The 14,588-nt window shown below is 76.5% G+C and carries 16 protein-coding genes; 10 read left to right on the forward strand and 6 right to left on the reverse strand.

Going from position 1 to position 14,588, the window contains the following annotated elements; genetic code table 11:
- Nucleotides 1-593 precede the first annotated feature (593 nt).
- From SM577_RS18665 to SM577_RS18710, 10 genes are all read left to right on the forward strand, one after another.
- A complete protein-coding gene (locus SM577_RS18665; protein ID WP_302922177.1) occupies nt 594-719 on the forward strand; it encodes a hypothetical protein in 126 nt (41 codons plus the stop codon).
- Nucleotides 719-1,471 carry a CIS tube protein gene (locus tag SM577_RS18670; RefSeq protein WP_302922176.1) on the forward strand — a complete coding sequence of 251 codons (753 nt, stop codon included), beginning with the start codon at nt 719-721 and terminating at the stop codon, nt 1,469-1,471. Before SM577_RS18665 ends, SM577_RS18670 begins: the two co-directional genes overlap by 1 nt.
- Nucleotides 1,468-3,063, forward strand: a complete 1,596-nt coding sequence (locus SM577_RS18675) for a contractile injection system protein, VgrG/Pvc8 family (protein WP_474587520.1) — start codon at nt 1,468-1,470, stop codon at nt 3,061-3,063. The genes SM577_RS18670 and SM577_RS18675 overlap by 4 nt, the downstream gene beginning before the upstream one ends.
- Nucleotides 3,063-3,401 (forward strand): hypothetical protein, encoded by a 339-nt coding sequence (locus tag SM577_RS18680; RefSeq protein ID WP_474580653.1) that lies wholly within the window; start codon nt 3,063-3,065, stop codon nt 3,399-3,401. The genes SM577_RS18675 and SM577_RS18680 overlap by 1 nt, the downstream gene beginning before the upstream one ends.
- Nucleotides 3,398-3,892: a GPW/gp25 family protein gene (locus tag SM577_RS18685; protein ID WP_474587521.1), complete on the forward strand. Its 495-nt coding sequence runs from the start codon at nt 3,398-3,400 to the stop codon at nt 3,890-3,892. The genes SM577_RS18680 and SM577_RS18685 overlap by 4 nt, the downstream gene beginning before the upstream one ends.
- Nucleotides 3,889-6,612, forward strand: coding sequence for a putative baseplate assembly protein (locus SM577_RS18690; RefSeq protein ID WP_474587522.1), 2,724 nt, complete (start codon nt 3,889-3,891; stop codon nt 6,610-6,612). Before SM577_RS18685 ends, SM577_RS18690 begins: the two co-directional genes overlap by 4 nt.
- Nucleotides 6,593-7,111, forward strand: coding sequence for a phage tail protein (locus SM577_RS18695; RefSeq protein WP_302922171.1), 519 nt, complete (start codon nt 6,593-6,595; stop codon nt 7,109-7,111). Before SM577_RS18690 ends, SM577_RS18695 begins: the two co-directional genes overlap by 20 nt.
- Nucleotides 7,108-8,037, forward strand: coding sequence for a carbohydrate-binding protein (locus SM577_RS18700; protein ID WP_474587523.1), 930 nt, complete (start codon nt 7,108-7,110; stop codon nt 8,035-8,037). Before SM577_RS18695 ends, SM577_RS18700 begins: the two co-directional genes overlap by 4 nt.
- Before the next feature lie 206 nt (nt 8,038-8,243).
- Nucleotides 8,244-8,699: a hypothetical protein gene (locus tag SM577_RS18705; RefSeq protein WP_474587524.1), complete on the forward strand. Its 456-nt coding sequence runs from the start codon at nt 8,244-8,246 to the stop codon at nt 8,697-8,699.
- 23 nt (nt 8,700-8,722) lie between these two features.
- Nucleotides 8,723-9,493 (forward strand): hypothetical protein, encoded by a 771-nt coding sequence (locus SM577_RS18710; RefSeq protein ID WP_474587525.1) that lies wholly within the window; start codon nt 8,723-8,725, stop codon nt 9,491-9,493.
- Here SM577_RS18710 and SM577_RS18715 read toward each other — a convergent pair.
- The 6 genes from SM577_RS18715 to SM577_RS18740 are packed head-to-tail and all read right to left on the reverse strand — an operon-like array spanning nt 9,438 to nt 14,570.
- Entirely contained in the window at nt 9,438-10,085 is a 648-nt protein-coding gene (locus tag SM577_RS18715; protein ID WP_302922167.1) for a bifunctional 4-hydroxy-2-oxoglutarate aldolase/2-dehydro-3-deoxy-phosphogluconate aldolase, read from the reverse strand. The two genes, SM577_RS18710 and SM577_RS18715, sit on opposite strands and share 56 nt — an antisense overlap.
- Nucleotides 10,082-11,095 (reverse strand): sugar kinase, encoded by a 1,014-nt coding sequence (locus tag SM577_RS18720; protein WP_474587526.1) that lies wholly within the window; start codon nt 11,093-11,095, stop codon nt 10,082-10,084. Before SM577_RS18720 ends, SM577_RS18715 begins: the two co-directional genes overlap by 4 nt.
- A complete protein-coding gene (locus tag SM577_RS18725) occupies nt 11,092-12,069 on the reverse strand; it encodes a DUF6807 domain-containing protein (protein WP_474587527.1) in 978 nt (325 codons plus the stop codon). The genes SM577_RS18720 and SM577_RS18725 overlap by 4 nt, the downstream gene beginning before the upstream one ends.
- Nucleotides 12,066-12,725, reverse strand: coding sequence for a hypothetical protein (locus SM577_RS18730; RefSeq protein ID WP_302922164.1), 660 nt, complete (start codon nt 12,723-12,725; stop codon nt 12,066-12,068). Before SM577_RS18730 ends, SM577_RS18725 begins: the two co-directional genes overlap by 4 nt.
- Entirely contained in the window at nt 12,709-13,587 is an 879-nt protein-coding gene (locus SM577_RS18735) for a carbohydrate ABC transporter permease (RefSeq protein ID WP_302922163.1), read from the reverse strand. Before SM577_RS18735 ends, SM577_RS18730 begins: the two co-directional genes overlap by 17 nt.
- A complete protein-coding gene (locus SM577_RS18740; protein ID WP_474587528.1) occupies nt 13,587-14,570 on the reverse strand; it encodes a carbohydrate ABC transporter permease in 984 nt (327 codons plus the stop codon). Before SM577_RS18740 ends, SM577_RS18735 begins: the two co-directional genes overlap by 1 nt.
- Nucleotides 14,571-14,588 lie beyond the last annotated feature (18 nt).

The following is a 14,588-nucleotide window of genomic DNA, read 5'->3' on the forward strand; positions in this document are numbered from 1 at the left end:
ACCTGGGAGCACCCGGCGCCACCCGGCCGGGCGCAGACCGGACGGTCGGTGGGACAGCGGCGCTCACCCCGGACTCGGGTGGCACCAGCGGGTGGAACGTCGGCGACATCCGGACCCGAGGCACCGGTACGGGCCCGCCCGGCGCCGCCGCCGCCGGCCGAAGCCGAGGTGCGGACGGCAGCTCCGGCCCGCCCGGCACCGGCCGCGCCGGCGAGGGCAGCACCGGCGCCCCGGGCCACGGCGCGATCGATGCCGGCCACCCGGCTCCCGGCCCTGCCCCGGGTACGCCATCCGCGCCCCCCGCCCCCGGCCAGGGTGGCGGCGCATCGGGTGGCCCGGTGCGGTTCGAACCGAACTCCGGTCGGGCCGGCACGGGCGGCGGGAATCGCGACGACGCCGTTCTCCGCCGGCCCGACCCGACTCACCCGACCACCCACCCCACTCCCCCGCCGCCCACCCGGAGCACGCGGCAGATCTTGGACGATTCCGGCCTCTACCGGGGCCGTTCCGTACCAAGATCTGCGGCACGGGTACGCGGCGCGGAGGTGGGGTCGCGGTGGCCGGGGCTGCCTGAGGGCGGCGCGGGTGGGAGGGTGCCCCCGGCCGTCGGCGACCGGTGGCCGGAGCTGCCCGACGACCGGGCGCTGTGGACGCCGGCCGGGGACACCCTGGACCAGGCGCACCTGCACCGGCTGGACCGGGAACAGGCGGGTGCCTGATGGAACGGGTCGCCTTCCTCGTCGACGCCACCGGCGACCGGGTGGACTGCCTGCTCAACCCGGAGACCGTGCAGGTGACCCGGCTGGCCGGGATCCGGCCCCGGGGCGCGGCGGGCGGCCAGCTCACCGGGGCCGGGCTCGCCGACGACCCGCTGGTGTTCACCGGCGGCGGGCGCACCGAACTCGTCCTCGACCTGCTCTTCGACGTGGACTTCGCCGAGGGCCAGGTCCGCCCCACCGACGTGCGGGAACTCACCCGACCGCTGTGGCTGCTCGCGGAGAACTCGGCCACCGAGCACGGCTGGCTGCGGCCGCCGTTGGTGCGGCTGGTCTGGGGCAAGACGTGGAACGTTCCGGGCGTGATCGTCGCCGTGGCGGAACGCTTCGACGCGTTCACCGTCACCGGCTCGCCCCGCCGGTCCTGGCTGCGGCTCAAGCTGGTCCGGGTGGCCGAGTCGGCCGACCGGGCACGGGAGGGCTTCGCCGAGGAACTCGCCGCCGCCGGCACCCCGGCCGCCGCGCCCGGCAGCGCCGTGGTGGCCGCCGGCGACGGCGCGGCCGAGCCCGACTACTCGGGCGTACGGTTCGACCTGCTCGCCCACGACGCGCTCGGCTCCCCGCTGCGCTGGCGGCTGCTGGCCGAGCACAACCGGATCACCGACCCGCTGACCGTGCCGGCCGGCACCGCCCTGGCCGTCCCACCGCCGGCCGCCGGCCCGGCCGCCCCCGCGTCGCCGGGAGGTGCCCCGTGACCGTCGCCGCACCCCGCGCGCTGACCGTGCTGCTCGACGGCGCCGCGCTGCCCGACGGCACGAGCCGGCGGGTGGCGTCGGTACGGGTGGCCGCCCGGCTCGACCAGCCCACCCAGTGCGAGGTGGCGCTCACCACCGCCCCCGGCGCCGCCGCGCTGACCCCGCCGGTACGCACCGGCGGCACGCTCGACGTCCGGCTGACCGACCGGCCCGAGGCGCTCTTCGCCGGAGAGGTCACCTGCGTGGAGGTCGAGTACGCCGCCGACGGTTCCGCCCTGCTGCGGGTGCGGGCGTACGACGCGCTGCACCGGCTGCGCAAGCGGCAGCGGTTGCGGGTGTTCGAGTCGGTGACCGCCGCCGACCTGGCCGGTGAACTCTGCGCCGATGTCGGGCTGACAGTGCTGGCCGAGACCGACGGGCCCCGGCTGGAGCGGCTGGCACAGCACCGGCACACCGACCTCGACCTGCTGCTGGAGACGGCCGGCCGGGCCGGGCTGCACCTGGCCGTCGACGGTGACCGGCTGCGCCTGGTGACCCTGGCGGGGTACGGCGAGCCGGTCCCGCTGGAGCTGGGCCGCTCGGTGCACACGCTGCGGCTCTCCACCAACCTCGACGCCGCGGCCGGGGACAGCGCGGCGCTGGGCTGGCACCCGCAGCGGGCCGAGCCGATCAGCCAGCGGGCCGCCGCGCCGCGCTGCGGGCGGCGCACCGCCGCCGACCCGGATCCGGCGGACGTCGGCGCGGACGGGGTGCGTACCGCGGTGGACCAGCCGGGGCGCAGCGACGACGAACTCGCCGCGCTGGCCCAGGCCGGCCTGGACGCCCGGGTCGCCGCCCTGGTCACCGCCGAGGGGGTGGCCGAGGGCGATCCGGCGCTGCGCCCGGGCCGGCGGATCACGCTGACCGGGGTGGCCGCGCCGGCCGAGGGCAGCTACGTGCTCACCGAGGTGGTGCACACCGTCGACGGCAACGGTCACCTGACCCGGTTCGGCACCGCCCCGCCACCGCCGCCACCGGCCGGCCCACCCGCCCCGGCGGTGCTCACCCTGGGGGCGGTCACCGACGTCACCGACCCGGACGGGCTGGGCCGGGTCCGGGTGACGCTGCCCGCGTACGGGGAGTTGGACGCCGGGTGGCTCGGGGTGCTCTGCCCGGGCGCCGGCCGGGGCAAGGGGATCGTGGCACTGCCCGACCCGGAGGACACCGTGCTGGTGGCGCTGCCCGGCGGCGAGCCGGCGGCCGGGATCGTGCTCGGCTCGCTGTTCGGCGCGGTCGAGCCGTACGACGCGGGGATCCACGAGGGACGGGCGGGCCGCTGGTCGCTGCGGACCGCGGGCGGGCAGTCGATCGTGGTGGACGACGCCGGCCGGCGGCTGCGGCTGGCCACCGACGGCGGCAGTTGGCTGGAGCTGACCCCGGAGCTGGCCACCCTGCACGCGGCGAGCGACCTGGTGCTCTCCGCGCCCGGCCGGGCGATGGTGGTCCGGGCCCGCAGCGTGGACTTCCTGCACGCCGAGGCGGCCGAGGACGCGGAGACCGCCGCCGAGCGGGCCCGGACCCTGGCCCGCGCCCAGCACGAGGGAGGTGGCTGATGCGCTGGATCCACCGCGAGTCGGTGATCAGGTGCGACCACGACGGCCGGGTGGAGAACCGGGCCTCGCAACGGTGGGTCACCGTCACCGGCGTACCGGTGCTGGTGGACGCCGACCCGGAAGGGCGCGAGATCACCGCCTGCCCGAACTACGGGCCGACGATCAAGCCGTGTGCGAGGACGCTGCGGGTGCGGGTCGGCTACAGCGACTGGCTGCGGATCGACGGGCACCGGGTGGTGCTGTCCCACCTGGACGGCTTCACCGACGGCACCCCGCCCGGCCTGGTCCACCACCGGGTGCGCGACCCGCGCCAGCGCTTCCTGGGGGCCGACCGGTGAGGGCGTTCCGGTTCCTCGGCGCCGGCTTCGACGCGGGTCGCACCGGTGGGCTCGCGCTGACCGCGGCCGGCGGGCTGGCCATGACCGAGGGCGACGAGACGGTACGCCAGGCGCTGTTCCTGCTGCTGTCGACCACCCCCGGCGAGCGGCTGATGCGCCCCGGCTACGGGTCCCGGCTGCACCGGCTGGTCTTCGCGCCGAACGACGACACCACCGCCGGGCTGGCCATCCACTACGTCCGGCAGGCCATCGCCCGCTGGGAGCCCCGGGTCGAGGTGGTCGACGTGGACGCCGGCCCGGACCCGGACGAGCGGTGGCGGCTGGTGATCCGGCTGGACTACCGGATCCGGGCCAGCCTGGCCCCCGGCCAGCTGGTCTTCTCGGTCGACCTGCTGCCCGCCGACGACCCGGCCGACACCGGCCCGGCCACGGGCGCCCGACCTGTCGACCCGCCCGACCCGGCGGACCGCGCGGAGGGAGCGCCGTCATGACCCTGCCCGTGCCGCACCTGGACGACCGGACCTTCCTCGACCTGGTCACCGAGGCCCGGGAGCGGATCCGCCAGTCCTGCCCGGGCTGGACCGACCTGTCCGCGCACGACCCGGGAATCGCCCTGGTGGAGGCGTTCGCGTACCTCACCGAGGTGATGATCTACCGGCTGAACCAGTTGCCGGAGAAGGCGTACGTGTCGTTCCTCAACCTGCTCGGGGTGACCCGGCACCCGCCGGCGGTGGCCTGGGCGGACGTCCGGTTCACCCGGACCGGCGGGGACCGGGGCGCGATCCGCATCCCGGCCGGCACCCGGGTCGCCGCGGCCCGCGGCGCCGATCCCCGGCCGGTCGTCTTCGTCACCACCGAGCCGGCGCTGCTGCCCGCCGGGCAGGCCGAGGTGACCGTCCGGATGCACCACTGCGAGCCGGTGGAGGCGGAACTGCTCGGCGTCGGCACCGGACAGCCCGGCCAGGTGCTGCGCGCCGCGCGGGCGCCGCTGGCGCGGACCGCCGAGCCGCTGGACCTGCTGCTCGGGGTGGAGGTGCCGGCCGGCTCGGTGGAGCTCGGCGCGGCGGCGCGGGAGCACGAGGGGCGCACCTTCGAGATCTGGCGGCCGGTGGACAGCTTCGCCGGCGTCGGCCCGCAGGCCCGGGTCTACCTGGTCGACCGCTGCTCCGGCACGGTCACCTTCGCCCCCGCCCTGGACCTGCGCGACCCGCCGCCGGACGCGACGGACGCCGCCTCCACCGGTCCGGCCGGCCCGGACGGCGGGGCCGGCCCGGACGGCAGGGCCGGTCCGGACGGCGGGACCGGTCCGGACGGCGGGACCGGCCCGGACGGCGGGACCGGCCCGGGCGGCGCGGGTGGGCCGGTGACCGTGGCGGCGGTGCCGCCGGCCGGCCGGCAGATCCGGCTCTGGTACCGGGCCGGCGGCGGACCGGCCGGCAACGTGGCGGCCGGCACGCTGACCAGCCTGCGCGACCCGCTGCCCGGGGTGCGGGTGGAGAACCCGGCTCCGGCCGCCGGTGGGCGGGACCTGGAGTCGCTGGAGTCGGCCCTGCTCCGCGGCCCGTACGAGTTCTTCGCCCAGCAGCGGGCGGTGACCGCGCGGGACTACGAGGTGCTCGCCGCCGGCTCCGGCGCGGTGGCCCGGGCCCGCGCCTTCACCCGCGCCGCCGTCTACAGCTACGCCCGCCCGGGCGAGGTCGAGGTGCTGCTGGTGCCGTACGTGCCGGACGCGGCCCGGCCCGGCGGCCGGCTGCCGGTGGCGGTGCTGCGCGAGCACGAGGTCGAGGAGGCCCGGGCCCGGGTCGAGGCCGACCTGGACCGGCGCCGGGCGCTGGGCACCAGTTGCCGGGCCGGCTGGGCCCGCTACAAGGCGGTGTCGATCCGGGCCCGGGTGGTGGTACGCCGCGAGGAGGACGCCGACGCGGTCCGCCGCCGCATCCACGACCGGCTGCACTCCACGCTCAGCCCGCTGCCCACCCCGCTCAACCCGACCGGCTGGGCGTTCGGCGAGCCGCTGCGCGCCTCGAACGTGTACCGGCTGCTGGAGCACGCCGAACCGGGGGTGCGCTACGTCGAGTCGGTGCGCTTCGTGGTCGACGAGGCGCCCGACGGGCAGGTCGGCACCGTCGCGGTGGACCAGTACCAGCCGCGTACCTGGTACGCCGGGCGCGGGCCGGTGCTGTTCCGCTCCACCAACGCCGGCGCGGGCTGGGAGCCGGCCGGCCGGTTCGACGGCGAGACGGTGCTGCGGGTGGCCCCGGCCCCGGCCCCGACCCGCCCGGGCATCGTGCCCCGCCCCGGCGCGGTCGCCGCGGTCACCCTGCGCTCCGGCGGCGGGTCACGGGTGCACCTGAGCACCGACCTGGGCGAGACCTGGTCGCTGCTGACCGACCTGGCCTCCCGGATCACCGACCTGGCCTGGATCGACCGGGACGGCGCCGGCGCGCTGCTGGTCGCCACCGACGCCGGGCTCTACGAGGTGTCCCTGCTGCCCGGCGCGGTGCCGTTGCAGATCCTGGTCGACCCGGCCGACGCCGACCGCGGCTTCTACGCGGTCCGCGCGTTCGTCTCCGAACGCGGCGCGCCCGGGGTGGCGGTGGCCGCCCAGGCCGGTTTCGGCGTCTACCTGTCCACCGCGGCCGGCCGGCCCGGCACCTTCGGCCACGTCGGCCTGGCCAACGTGGACAACCGGGTGCTCGCCGTGCAGTACGACGGCCCGGCCACGCTGCTGTGGAGCGGCACCGGCGAGCCGGACCCGAAGAAGCCCGGCCAGGGTTGCTACCGCACCCGGCTGTTCGAGTCGGACGTGCAGTGGCAGGCGGTGCAGGCCGGCTGGATCGGCGGCACCTGCCGCGATCTGGCCTTCGCCGGCCCGCTGGCGGTCGCCGCCACGCAGAGCGGCGGGGTGCTCCGGCTGGACACCCTGGCCGCGCAGCCGCAGTGGGCGCCGGTGATGGTCAACTGCGGGCTGCCGCTGCGGGACCGGACCCGGTTCCTGCCGGTGGACGCGATCGCCGCCACCGCCGGCCCGGACCGGCTGATCCTGGCCGGCGGCGAACGCGGGGTGTACCGCAGCGGCGACGCCGTCGACTGGTCGGCCAGCGCCAACCAGGCCACCGCCGACGTGGTGACCGTTCCCGAGACCTGGCTGCTCTGCTCCGGCGAGCACGACATCGAGGTGGTGCGGCAGGATGCGACGCGCGGCGATTGAGCGGCTGCTGCCCGCGGCGTACCAGCGGGCCTGCGTGCCGGGCAGTGTGCTGTGGGCGCTGCTGGACGTGATGGAGGCGCTGCACGCCCCGGACGAGGCGGTGCTGGCCGACGTGGACGCGCTCTTCGCCCCGTACCGGGCGCCGGACGCCATGGTCGTCCAGCTGACCCGCTGGGTGGCGATGGACCACGTGGTGGTCTCGCCCCGGCCGGACGCCCCGCTGCCGCTGCCGCTGGGCCGGCTGCGGGACCTGGTGGCGCACGGCGCGCTGCTGGCCCGCTGGCGCGGCACCCCGTACGGGCTGCGCCTCGCGCTGGAGGTGGCCACCGGGCTGCGCGGGTTCGTGCTGGCCGAACCGGCCGACCGGCCGTTCCACGTGGTGGTGCGGGTGCCCGCGGCCGCCACCGCGCAACAGCTCGCCGTGGTCGCCCGCATCGTCGAGGCGGAGAAGCCCGCGTCGACCACCGTCGAGATCGTCGTCGCAGAGGAGCCCTCATGACCACCGAGTGGGCGGTCGTCGCGGCCGCCGAGCAGTTCACCCTGGACGCCCGGAACACCGGCGAGCTGACCTTCACCGTCTCCAATCCCGGCGTCGCGCCGGACACCGTCGTCTTCGACGTGGCGCCCGGCGAGGGCAGCCAGCGCTCCTGGTTCACCGTCACCGAGCCGCAGCGGGTGGTGCCCGGGCAGGGCTCGGTGTCGTTCCTGGTCCGGCTGGTCGTGCCGGCGGGCACCGCGCCGCGCCGCTACGACATGACCGGGTTCGCGTACTCGGCGAACACCGCGCCCGAGGAGAGTTCCCGCTCCAGCGGGCGGGTCACCTACGAGGTCCGCGCGGTCACCCCGGCCCGGCGCAGCCCGTGGCCGTGGATCGCCGCCGCGGCGGCGCTGGTGCTGCTCGCCTCGGCGGTGGTGGTCTTCCTGGTCACCCGGGACGGCGACCCGGTGACGCCGGGCGAGCCGCGGGTGGTCACCGTGGAGGCGGAGGACCTGGTCGACGGGGCGACGGTGCTGTCGCCGCGGGGTGCCGCGGCCACCGTGGTCCGGCAGCCGAACTGCTGCGGGGTGGTCTGGTCGCAGGACACCCAGCTGTTCTTCCAGGGCCGGGCGATCGGCGACCAGGTCACCGTCACGGTAACCCTGCCCGCGGAGGCCACCTGGCGGTTCGCCACCGTGCGCACCACCTCGTTCGACTACGCCAACACGGTGTTCACCATCGACGGCACCCAGGTCGGCGACGTCTTCCTCGGCTTCAGCCCGGCGGTGGTCCGCACCGACTGGATCGACGTGGGCACGGTCCGGCTCGGGCCGGGCCCGCACCGGATCACGCTGGTGGTGGTCGGCAAGACGCAGGGCACCGACCGCTACTTCGCCGGGATCGACGCCATCCGCTTCACCGAGGTCGCCCCGGCGGACACCCGATGAGCGAGCGCAGCGAGCGAATGAGCCGGCTCAGCGCGAAGGTGCCTCAGGACGGCACCCAGCGCAGCGGAGTGCCGTCATGAGCGAGCGCAGCGAGCGAATCATCAGGCTCAGCGCGAAGGTGCCTCATGACGGCACGCAGCGCAGCGGAGTGCCGTCATGAGCGAGCGCAGCGAGCGAATCATCACGCTCAGTGCGACGGTGCCGTCGTGAGTGGCCGGCAGAAGGCGCTGCTGGCCCTGCTCGGCGTCCTGCTGCTGGCGCTCTTCGCCGTCGCGGTGGCCGGCGGCCGGGACGACCGGGGCGACCCGGCGGACCGGTCTGGCCTAATCGACCGGCTCGGTCGGCTCGGCGGCGAACGGGCAGCGGTGGACCCGGCGGCGGTGGCCGCGGAGTGCGCGGTCGAGCCGGGCCGGCTGGTCTTCACCGGCGGCTGCGCGCTGCGGGTCGCCGATCCGGGCGGGCTGCGCACGCTGGTCCTGCGCAGCCCGGCCCGGTTCACCGTCGAGGCGCCGGCCCCCGGGGACGTCGACGTCACGGTGCGCGACGGCGTCGAGCCGGCCGCCGACGGCGCGGTGGTCCGGGTGGCGGTGGACCGGCCGACCACCGTCCTGCTGGGCTGCCCGGGGCTGGGCACCTGCACGGTCACCGTCGCCCCGTCCTGACCGCCGCGAGGAGGAGGCCCGCCATGGGCGAGTTGCGCAAGCCGTTCCTGCTGCTGGCCATGCTGGCGATGGTGCTGGCGGTCGCGGTGGAGTTGGGCGCCGGGCTGCTCACCGGCGGCGGGGACGCCGGCGCGGCGCTGCGGGACAGCGCCGGGGCGCTGGACGTGGAGCTCGGCGAGGTCTCCGGGGTGACCGAGCCGTCCGGCCGCGGCACCGGCTACCTGGCGCTGGTCGACGCGGTGGCGGTCTGGACCACCGGGCTGTTCTGCCTGAGCCTGCTGCTGTCCGAGCGCGTGCAGGGCCGGGTGCAGGGGGTGGCGACGCTGGTCTTCGCGATCGTGCTGATCCTCGTGTCGCTGGTCGCGCTGCTGGTCGCCCTCGTGGAGCTGTCGGTGATGGTCTCGCTCTTCCTGGCCGCGCCGTTCGGCACCCTGGCGTACCTGGCGCTGTGGGGGTTCTTCCCGGTCGGTGAGGCGGCGCTGCTGCTCGGGCTGGTGCTGCTGCTCAAGCTGGCCTGGGCCGGGCTGCTGCTGGCCGCGCAGCCGCGCTTCGCGCAGAACAAGGGCCTGGTCGCGCTGGCGCTGACCACGCTGCTCTGCACGGTCGTGCTGGAGTTCCTGCACCGGCTGGTGCCGGTGATCCTGGTCAGCGTCGTCGACGACATCGGCGCGCTGGTCTTCGCGGTGGTCGCCCTGGTCTGGGGTGTGGTGCTGCTGGTCGGTTCGGTCCCGGCCATCGTCAAGGCGGTCCGGGCGACCGGCGCCCTGGCTGATCGGCCGGCAACCCGCTCCTGACCAGCTCGGCCAGCCGGTCCAGCTGGTCGGGGTCGGCCAGCGCGGAGCCGACCGCGACCACCCGCGCCCCGGCGGCCAGGAAGTCGCCGGCGTTGCGCGCGTCCAGGCCCCCGGTGGCCACGAAGGTCAGCTCCGGCAGCGGCCCGGCCACCGCCCGGAACCAGTGCGGGCCGAGGCTCACCGCCGGAAACGCCTTCAGCCAGCGCAGCCCGTGGTCCCGGGCGCGCTGCGCCTCGGTCGGGGTGGCCACGCCGGGCAGGTGCGGCAGGCCGTAGCTCGCCGCGGCGTCCGCCACCGCCAGGTCCAGGCCCGGGGCGACGGTGAACGCCGCGCCGGCCGCCGCGGCCTGGCGTACCTGCGCCGGGGTGAACACCGTGCCCGCGCCGACCCGCCGGTCACGGTCCCGCCCCTCGGCCACCGTGGCGCGCAGCGCGGTCACCGCCTCCGGGGTGCGGACCGGCACCTCGACCACGCGGATCCCGAGGTCCCAGGCCCGGTGGGCCAGCCGGACGGTCTCCGTCACCGGCAGGTCGCGCAGGATCACCATCACCCGCGCGTCGCCGAAGACCCTTTCCAGGTCGTGCGCCGTCATCGTCCGCTCCCTCCGTCGTCGCCGGCCAGCACGTCGGCCGGGTCGAGCGCCGACCAGTCCGCCTCGGGCAGCGCGGCCAGCGTGTCGAGGTGGCTCCGGTCGGCCGGCGGGGCGGTGTCCCCGGCGACGGCCAGCACCCGTGCGGCGGTGAGGTGCCCGAGCCGCAGGCCGGCGTCGACGCCGGCACCGCGCAGCAGCGCGGAGAGGAAGCCGGCCGCGAACGCGTCGCCGGCGCCCACCGGCTCCCGTACCGGAACCCGCAGCGCCGGGACGAAGCTGGCCGCCCCGGCGCGCGGCAGTGCGGTGGCGCCGACCGCGGCGTCCTTGACCACCACCAGGTCCGGGCCGGGCAGCAGCCGGCGCACCGCCGCCGGGTCACCGCTCCCCCAGAGCCGCCGCGCCTCGTCGAGCCCGACGAAGACCACGTCGGCCCGGTCCGCGACGCGGTGCAGCACGGGGGCGGCCCGCCCGGCCGGCCAGAGCCGGGGGCGGTGGTTGACGTCGAAGCTGACCAGCGCCCCGGCCAGCGGCCGGGTGGTGACCGCCCGTTCCACCAGTGCCCGGCAGGAGGGGGACAGCGCCGGGGTGATGCCGGACAGGTGCAGCAGCCGCGCCCCGGCCAGCCGGGCGTCGGCCAGGACGGCCGGGGTCAGCCGGGACGCGGCCGAGCCGGCCCGGTAGTAGTGCACGTCGGTGCCGTCCGGGCCGGGGTCCTTGAGGTACAGGCCGGTGCGGGCGCGCTGGTCCACCGTCACCGGACGGACGTCCACCCCGGCGGCGGCCACCCGCCGCACGACCAGCCGGCCGAACGGGTCGGCGCCGACCCGGCTCACCCAGGCCGTGCGGTGACCGAGGCCGGCCAGCGCGACGGCCACGTTGGACTCGGCGCCACCGACCGCGACCGCGAGCCGGTCGGCCGCCTCCAGCGGCGTCCCGGCGGTCGGGCTGAGCACCACCATCGACTCGCCCACGGTCACCACCTCGGGCGGGTCGCGGTCCGGCCCGGTCACGGCCGCTCCGGGTCGAGGGCGGCGGCCAGCGCGGCGGCCGCGTCCCGGTCCAGCGTCCCGTCGGCGACGGCGACCCGGTGCCGGCCGGCACGCCCGGCGCCGGCGGGCACCACGCAGGGCCGGTCGAACGCGAACGCCACGCACACCCCCGGGTACATCTCGGCCCGGACGAACCACCGGTCGCCGGGGCCGAGCCCGGTGAAGACCAGGGTATACGCGGCGCCACCCGCCTCGGCGCGCAGCGCCAGCCAGGGCTCGGCGGAGCCGTTGACCGCGGCCTCCCCCTGCCCGGTCGCGGTGAACACCGCCGGCGGCCGGTCCGCCACCGCCCGCCAGAAGAAGCCGCCGTAGCCGGCGCCGCCGGGGCGGCCGTTGGTGGCCGGGCTGCCCAGCGGCACGTCCCGCCCCGGCGGCGCGGTGAGGGTGTAGTCGAGGTCGAGCCGCCACGCGTCCGGGTGCCCCGGCAGCGCCGCGACGGCGATGGCGCGCCGCTCGGCCAGCAGCACCGCCCCGGCCGGGTCGCGCCACTCCAGCCGGTGTGCCAGCCGCCGTGGCGAGCGGTGCAGCCACTCGGTGTGCGCGATCCGGCCGTGGTCGGCGCGCCAGGTGTAGCCGACGTCGCGCACGTAGGTGCGCCCGCCCCAGAGGTTGGTGCCGTCGACGTCCTGCACCGCCAGCGAGGCGCCGAGGTGCCAGACGTGGTCGGCGGGGAGCGCGTCGGTCACCACCGTGCCGGCGCGGGTCCGCACCGGGTGCAGGTACGGCCGGGGACCGTGCCGGGCGTCCAGCCGGGGCGCCACCCGGTACCGGGCCACCTCGACGCCGTCGACCAGCAGCCGCGGGTCGTCGCCGTCCGGCCCGGCCGCGGCCCCGGTGCCCTCGGCGCCGGCCGTCCCGGCGGGCGGACGGACCGGTTCGGCGGCCCCGGCCGGCTGGTCCGGGCCGGCGGCGGTGGGCTGCGGGGCCGCGGTCACGACGGCTCCGGGCGGGTGACCGGGCGGCGGTCCACCGCGTACAGGGCGGCCAGGGTGTAGCCGGCGAGGATCGGCACCGCGACCGGGGTGACCAGCACGGCGAGCAGCAGGGCCACCCCGGCGGTGCCGGCCAGCGCGGCCCAGCGGGCCGGGTGGTCGAGGCAGGCGCGGGCGGCGGTCCGGGCGGCCGGCCGCCACCGCCCCCCGGTACGGCCCACCTCGACCACGACCGCACCGGCGTAGCCCGCGACGGCGACGGTGACCAGCACGGTGACCGCCAGCGCGGGCGTGCCGCCGGGCACCCGGCCGCCGGCCAGCGCGGCCAGGTCGGCGGCGAGCAGCCCGGCGCCGGCCAGGGCGAGCAGGGAGACCGGCACGCCGGCCGGCACGGCCCGGGCGAACCGGGCCAGGGTCTGCCGCGCCGAGGGCCACCCGCCGGTGCCGAACCGGTCGTGCACGGCGGCGCTGGCGGTGGCCGCCGCGGCGGCGGCGGTGACCAGTGGCAGCGCGGCCACGGTCAGCAGGATGCCGAGCAGGGCCAGGTCGGCGGCGTCGGCGAGCACGTCGCGCCAGTCGCGGGTCACCCGTTCCGGCGCGTCCGGCGGGGCGGCGGCCGACGCACGGCCGGGCCCGGCCGGTTCATCCCTTGAGGCCACTGGTGTTGATCCCCTCGACGAGCATCCGCTGGAAGGCCACGAAGAACCCGAAGACCGGCAGCAGCGACAGCACCGACATGGCGAACATCGGGCCGACCGCGCTCTGGCTGGTCGAGTCGATGAACAGGGTCAGCGCCACCGGCACCGTGTAGTCCTCCAGGTCGGAGAGGAAGACCAGCTGCCGGAAGAAGTCGTTCCAGGTCCAGATGAACGAGAAGATCGCGGTGGTGACCAGCGCCGGGCGGCTCAGCGGCAGGATGACGTGCCGGAAGATGCCGAACGCGGTGGCGCCGTCGATCTTGGCGGCCTCGTCCAGTTCGCGCGGGATGCCGCGCATGAACTGCACCATGAGGAAGACGAAGAACGCCTCGGTGGCCAGGAACTGCGGCACCAGCAGCGGCAGGTACGGCCACTCGCCGCCGACCAGGCCGAGGCTGCGGAACAGGATGTACTGCGGCACGATGAGCACGTGCCCGGGCAGCAGCAGGGTGCCGATCATGACGGCGAACCAGACGCCGCGCAGCCGGAACCGCAGCCGGGCGAAGGCGTACGCGGCGAGCAGGCAGGACACCGCGTTGCCGAGGACGGTGAGCAGGCTGACCATGGCGCTGTTCAGGAAGAACCGGCCGAAGCTGACGTCGAAGTTGCGCCACCCCTCGGTGTAGTTGCCCGGGGTGAACCGCTCCGGCAGCAGGCCGATGTTGCTGGCGATCTCCTGCTGGCTCTTCACCGAGGTGCCGAGCATCCAGACCAGCGGGTAGAGCACCACCGCGAGGATCACCAGCAGCACCAGCAGCCGCAGCGCCGAGCGGCTGCGCGGCCGGGCGCCGGCCGCCGGCGGGCGCGTGGTCGCCGCCACCATCACCGGTCCTCCCCGTCGGAGTAGTGCACCCAGAACCGCCCGGTGCTGAAGAAGATCACCGTGATCACCGCGACGGCTACCAGGAAGACCCAGGCCATCGCGGAGGCGTAGCCCATCTCCAGGTCGGTGAAGCCGGTGATGTAGAGGTTGAGCGTGTACATCAGGGTCGAGTCGACCGGCCCGCCGGTGCCGTTGCTGAGCACGAACGCGGCGGTGAAGCCCTGGAAGCCGTTGATGGTCTCCAGGACCAGGTTGAAGAAGATGACCGGGGAGAGCATCGGCAGGGTGACGTTGACGAACTGCCGCCACCGGCCGGCGCCGTCGACCGCCGCCGCCTCGTACAGTTCGGTGGGCACCTGCTTGAGCCCGGCCAGGAAGATCACCATGGGCGCGCCGAACTGCCAGATGGCGAGCACCATGAGCGTCTCCAGCGCCCAGTCCGGGTCGTTGACCCAGGGCTTGCCGGTGACGCCGAACAGGGCGAGGAACGAGTTGACGGCGCCGTCCCGGTTGAACATGTTCACCCAGACGATGGCCAGCGCGACGCTGCCGCCGAGCAGCGACGGCAGGTAGAACAGCCCGCGGAACACCCCGACGCCGCGCCAGGCCCGGTTGAGCAGCAGCGCCACCCCGAGCGCGGCGGCCAGCTTCAGCGGTACGGCGACCAGCGCGAAGGTCAGCGTCACCCGGACCGAGTGCCACCACGAGGGGTCGGCGGTGAACATCCGCTCGTAGTTGGCCAGCCCCACCCACTCCACCTCGGACCAGGGGGTGAGGATGTCGTAGTTGGTGAAGCTGAGGTAGAGCGACAGCAGCATCGGGATCGCCGCGACGGCCATCAGGCCGATGAGCCAGGGCGACAGGAAGACGTACCCCGCCAGACCGTCGCCGTGCCGGGACCGCCCGGGCCCGCGCCGGTTGGCGCGGGGCCGGACGGATCCGGGGCCACGACGGGTCGGGTCGGGCGCCGTGGTCAGGGCCACGAGCCGGCTCCTCTCCGT

It is taken from the genome of Micromonospora desertarenae, assembly GCF_056150265.1.

Bases quoted from the DNA above. Each gene is read 5' to 3' on its own strand.
- SM577_RS18670 (WP_302922176.1), top strand. From the start codon at position 719: ATGGAACGGGTCGCCTTCCTCGTCGACGCCACCGGCGACCGGGTGGAC.
- SM577_RS18680 (WP_474580653.1), top strand. From the start codon at position 3,063: ATGCGCTGGATCCACCGCGAGTCGGTGATCAGGTGCGACCACGACGGC.
- SM577_RS18690 (WP_474587522.1), top strand. From the start codon at position 3,889: ATGACCCTGCCCGTGCCGCACCTGGACGACCGGACCTTCCTCGACCTG.
- SM577_RS18695 (WP_302922171.1), top strand. From the start codon at position 6,593: ATGCGACGCGCGGCGATTGAGCGGCTGCTGCCCGCGGCGTACCAGCGG.
- SM577_RS18700 (WP_474587523.1), top strand. From the start codon at position 7,108: ATGACCACCGAGTGGGCGGTCGTCGCGGCCGCCGAGCAGTTCACCCTG.
- SM577_RS18710 (WP_474587525.1), top strand. From the start codon at position 8,723: ATGGGCGAGTTGCGCAAGCCGTTCCTGCTGCTGGCCATGCTGGCGATG.
- SM577_RS18715 (WP_302922167.1), bottom strand. From the start codon at position 10,085: ATGACGGCGCACGACCTGGAAAGGGTCTTCGGCGACGCGCGGGTGATG.
- SM577_RS18735 (WP_302922163.1), bottom strand. From the start codon at position 13,587: ATGGTGGCGGCGACCACGCGCCCGCCGGCGGCCGGCGCCCGGCCGCGC.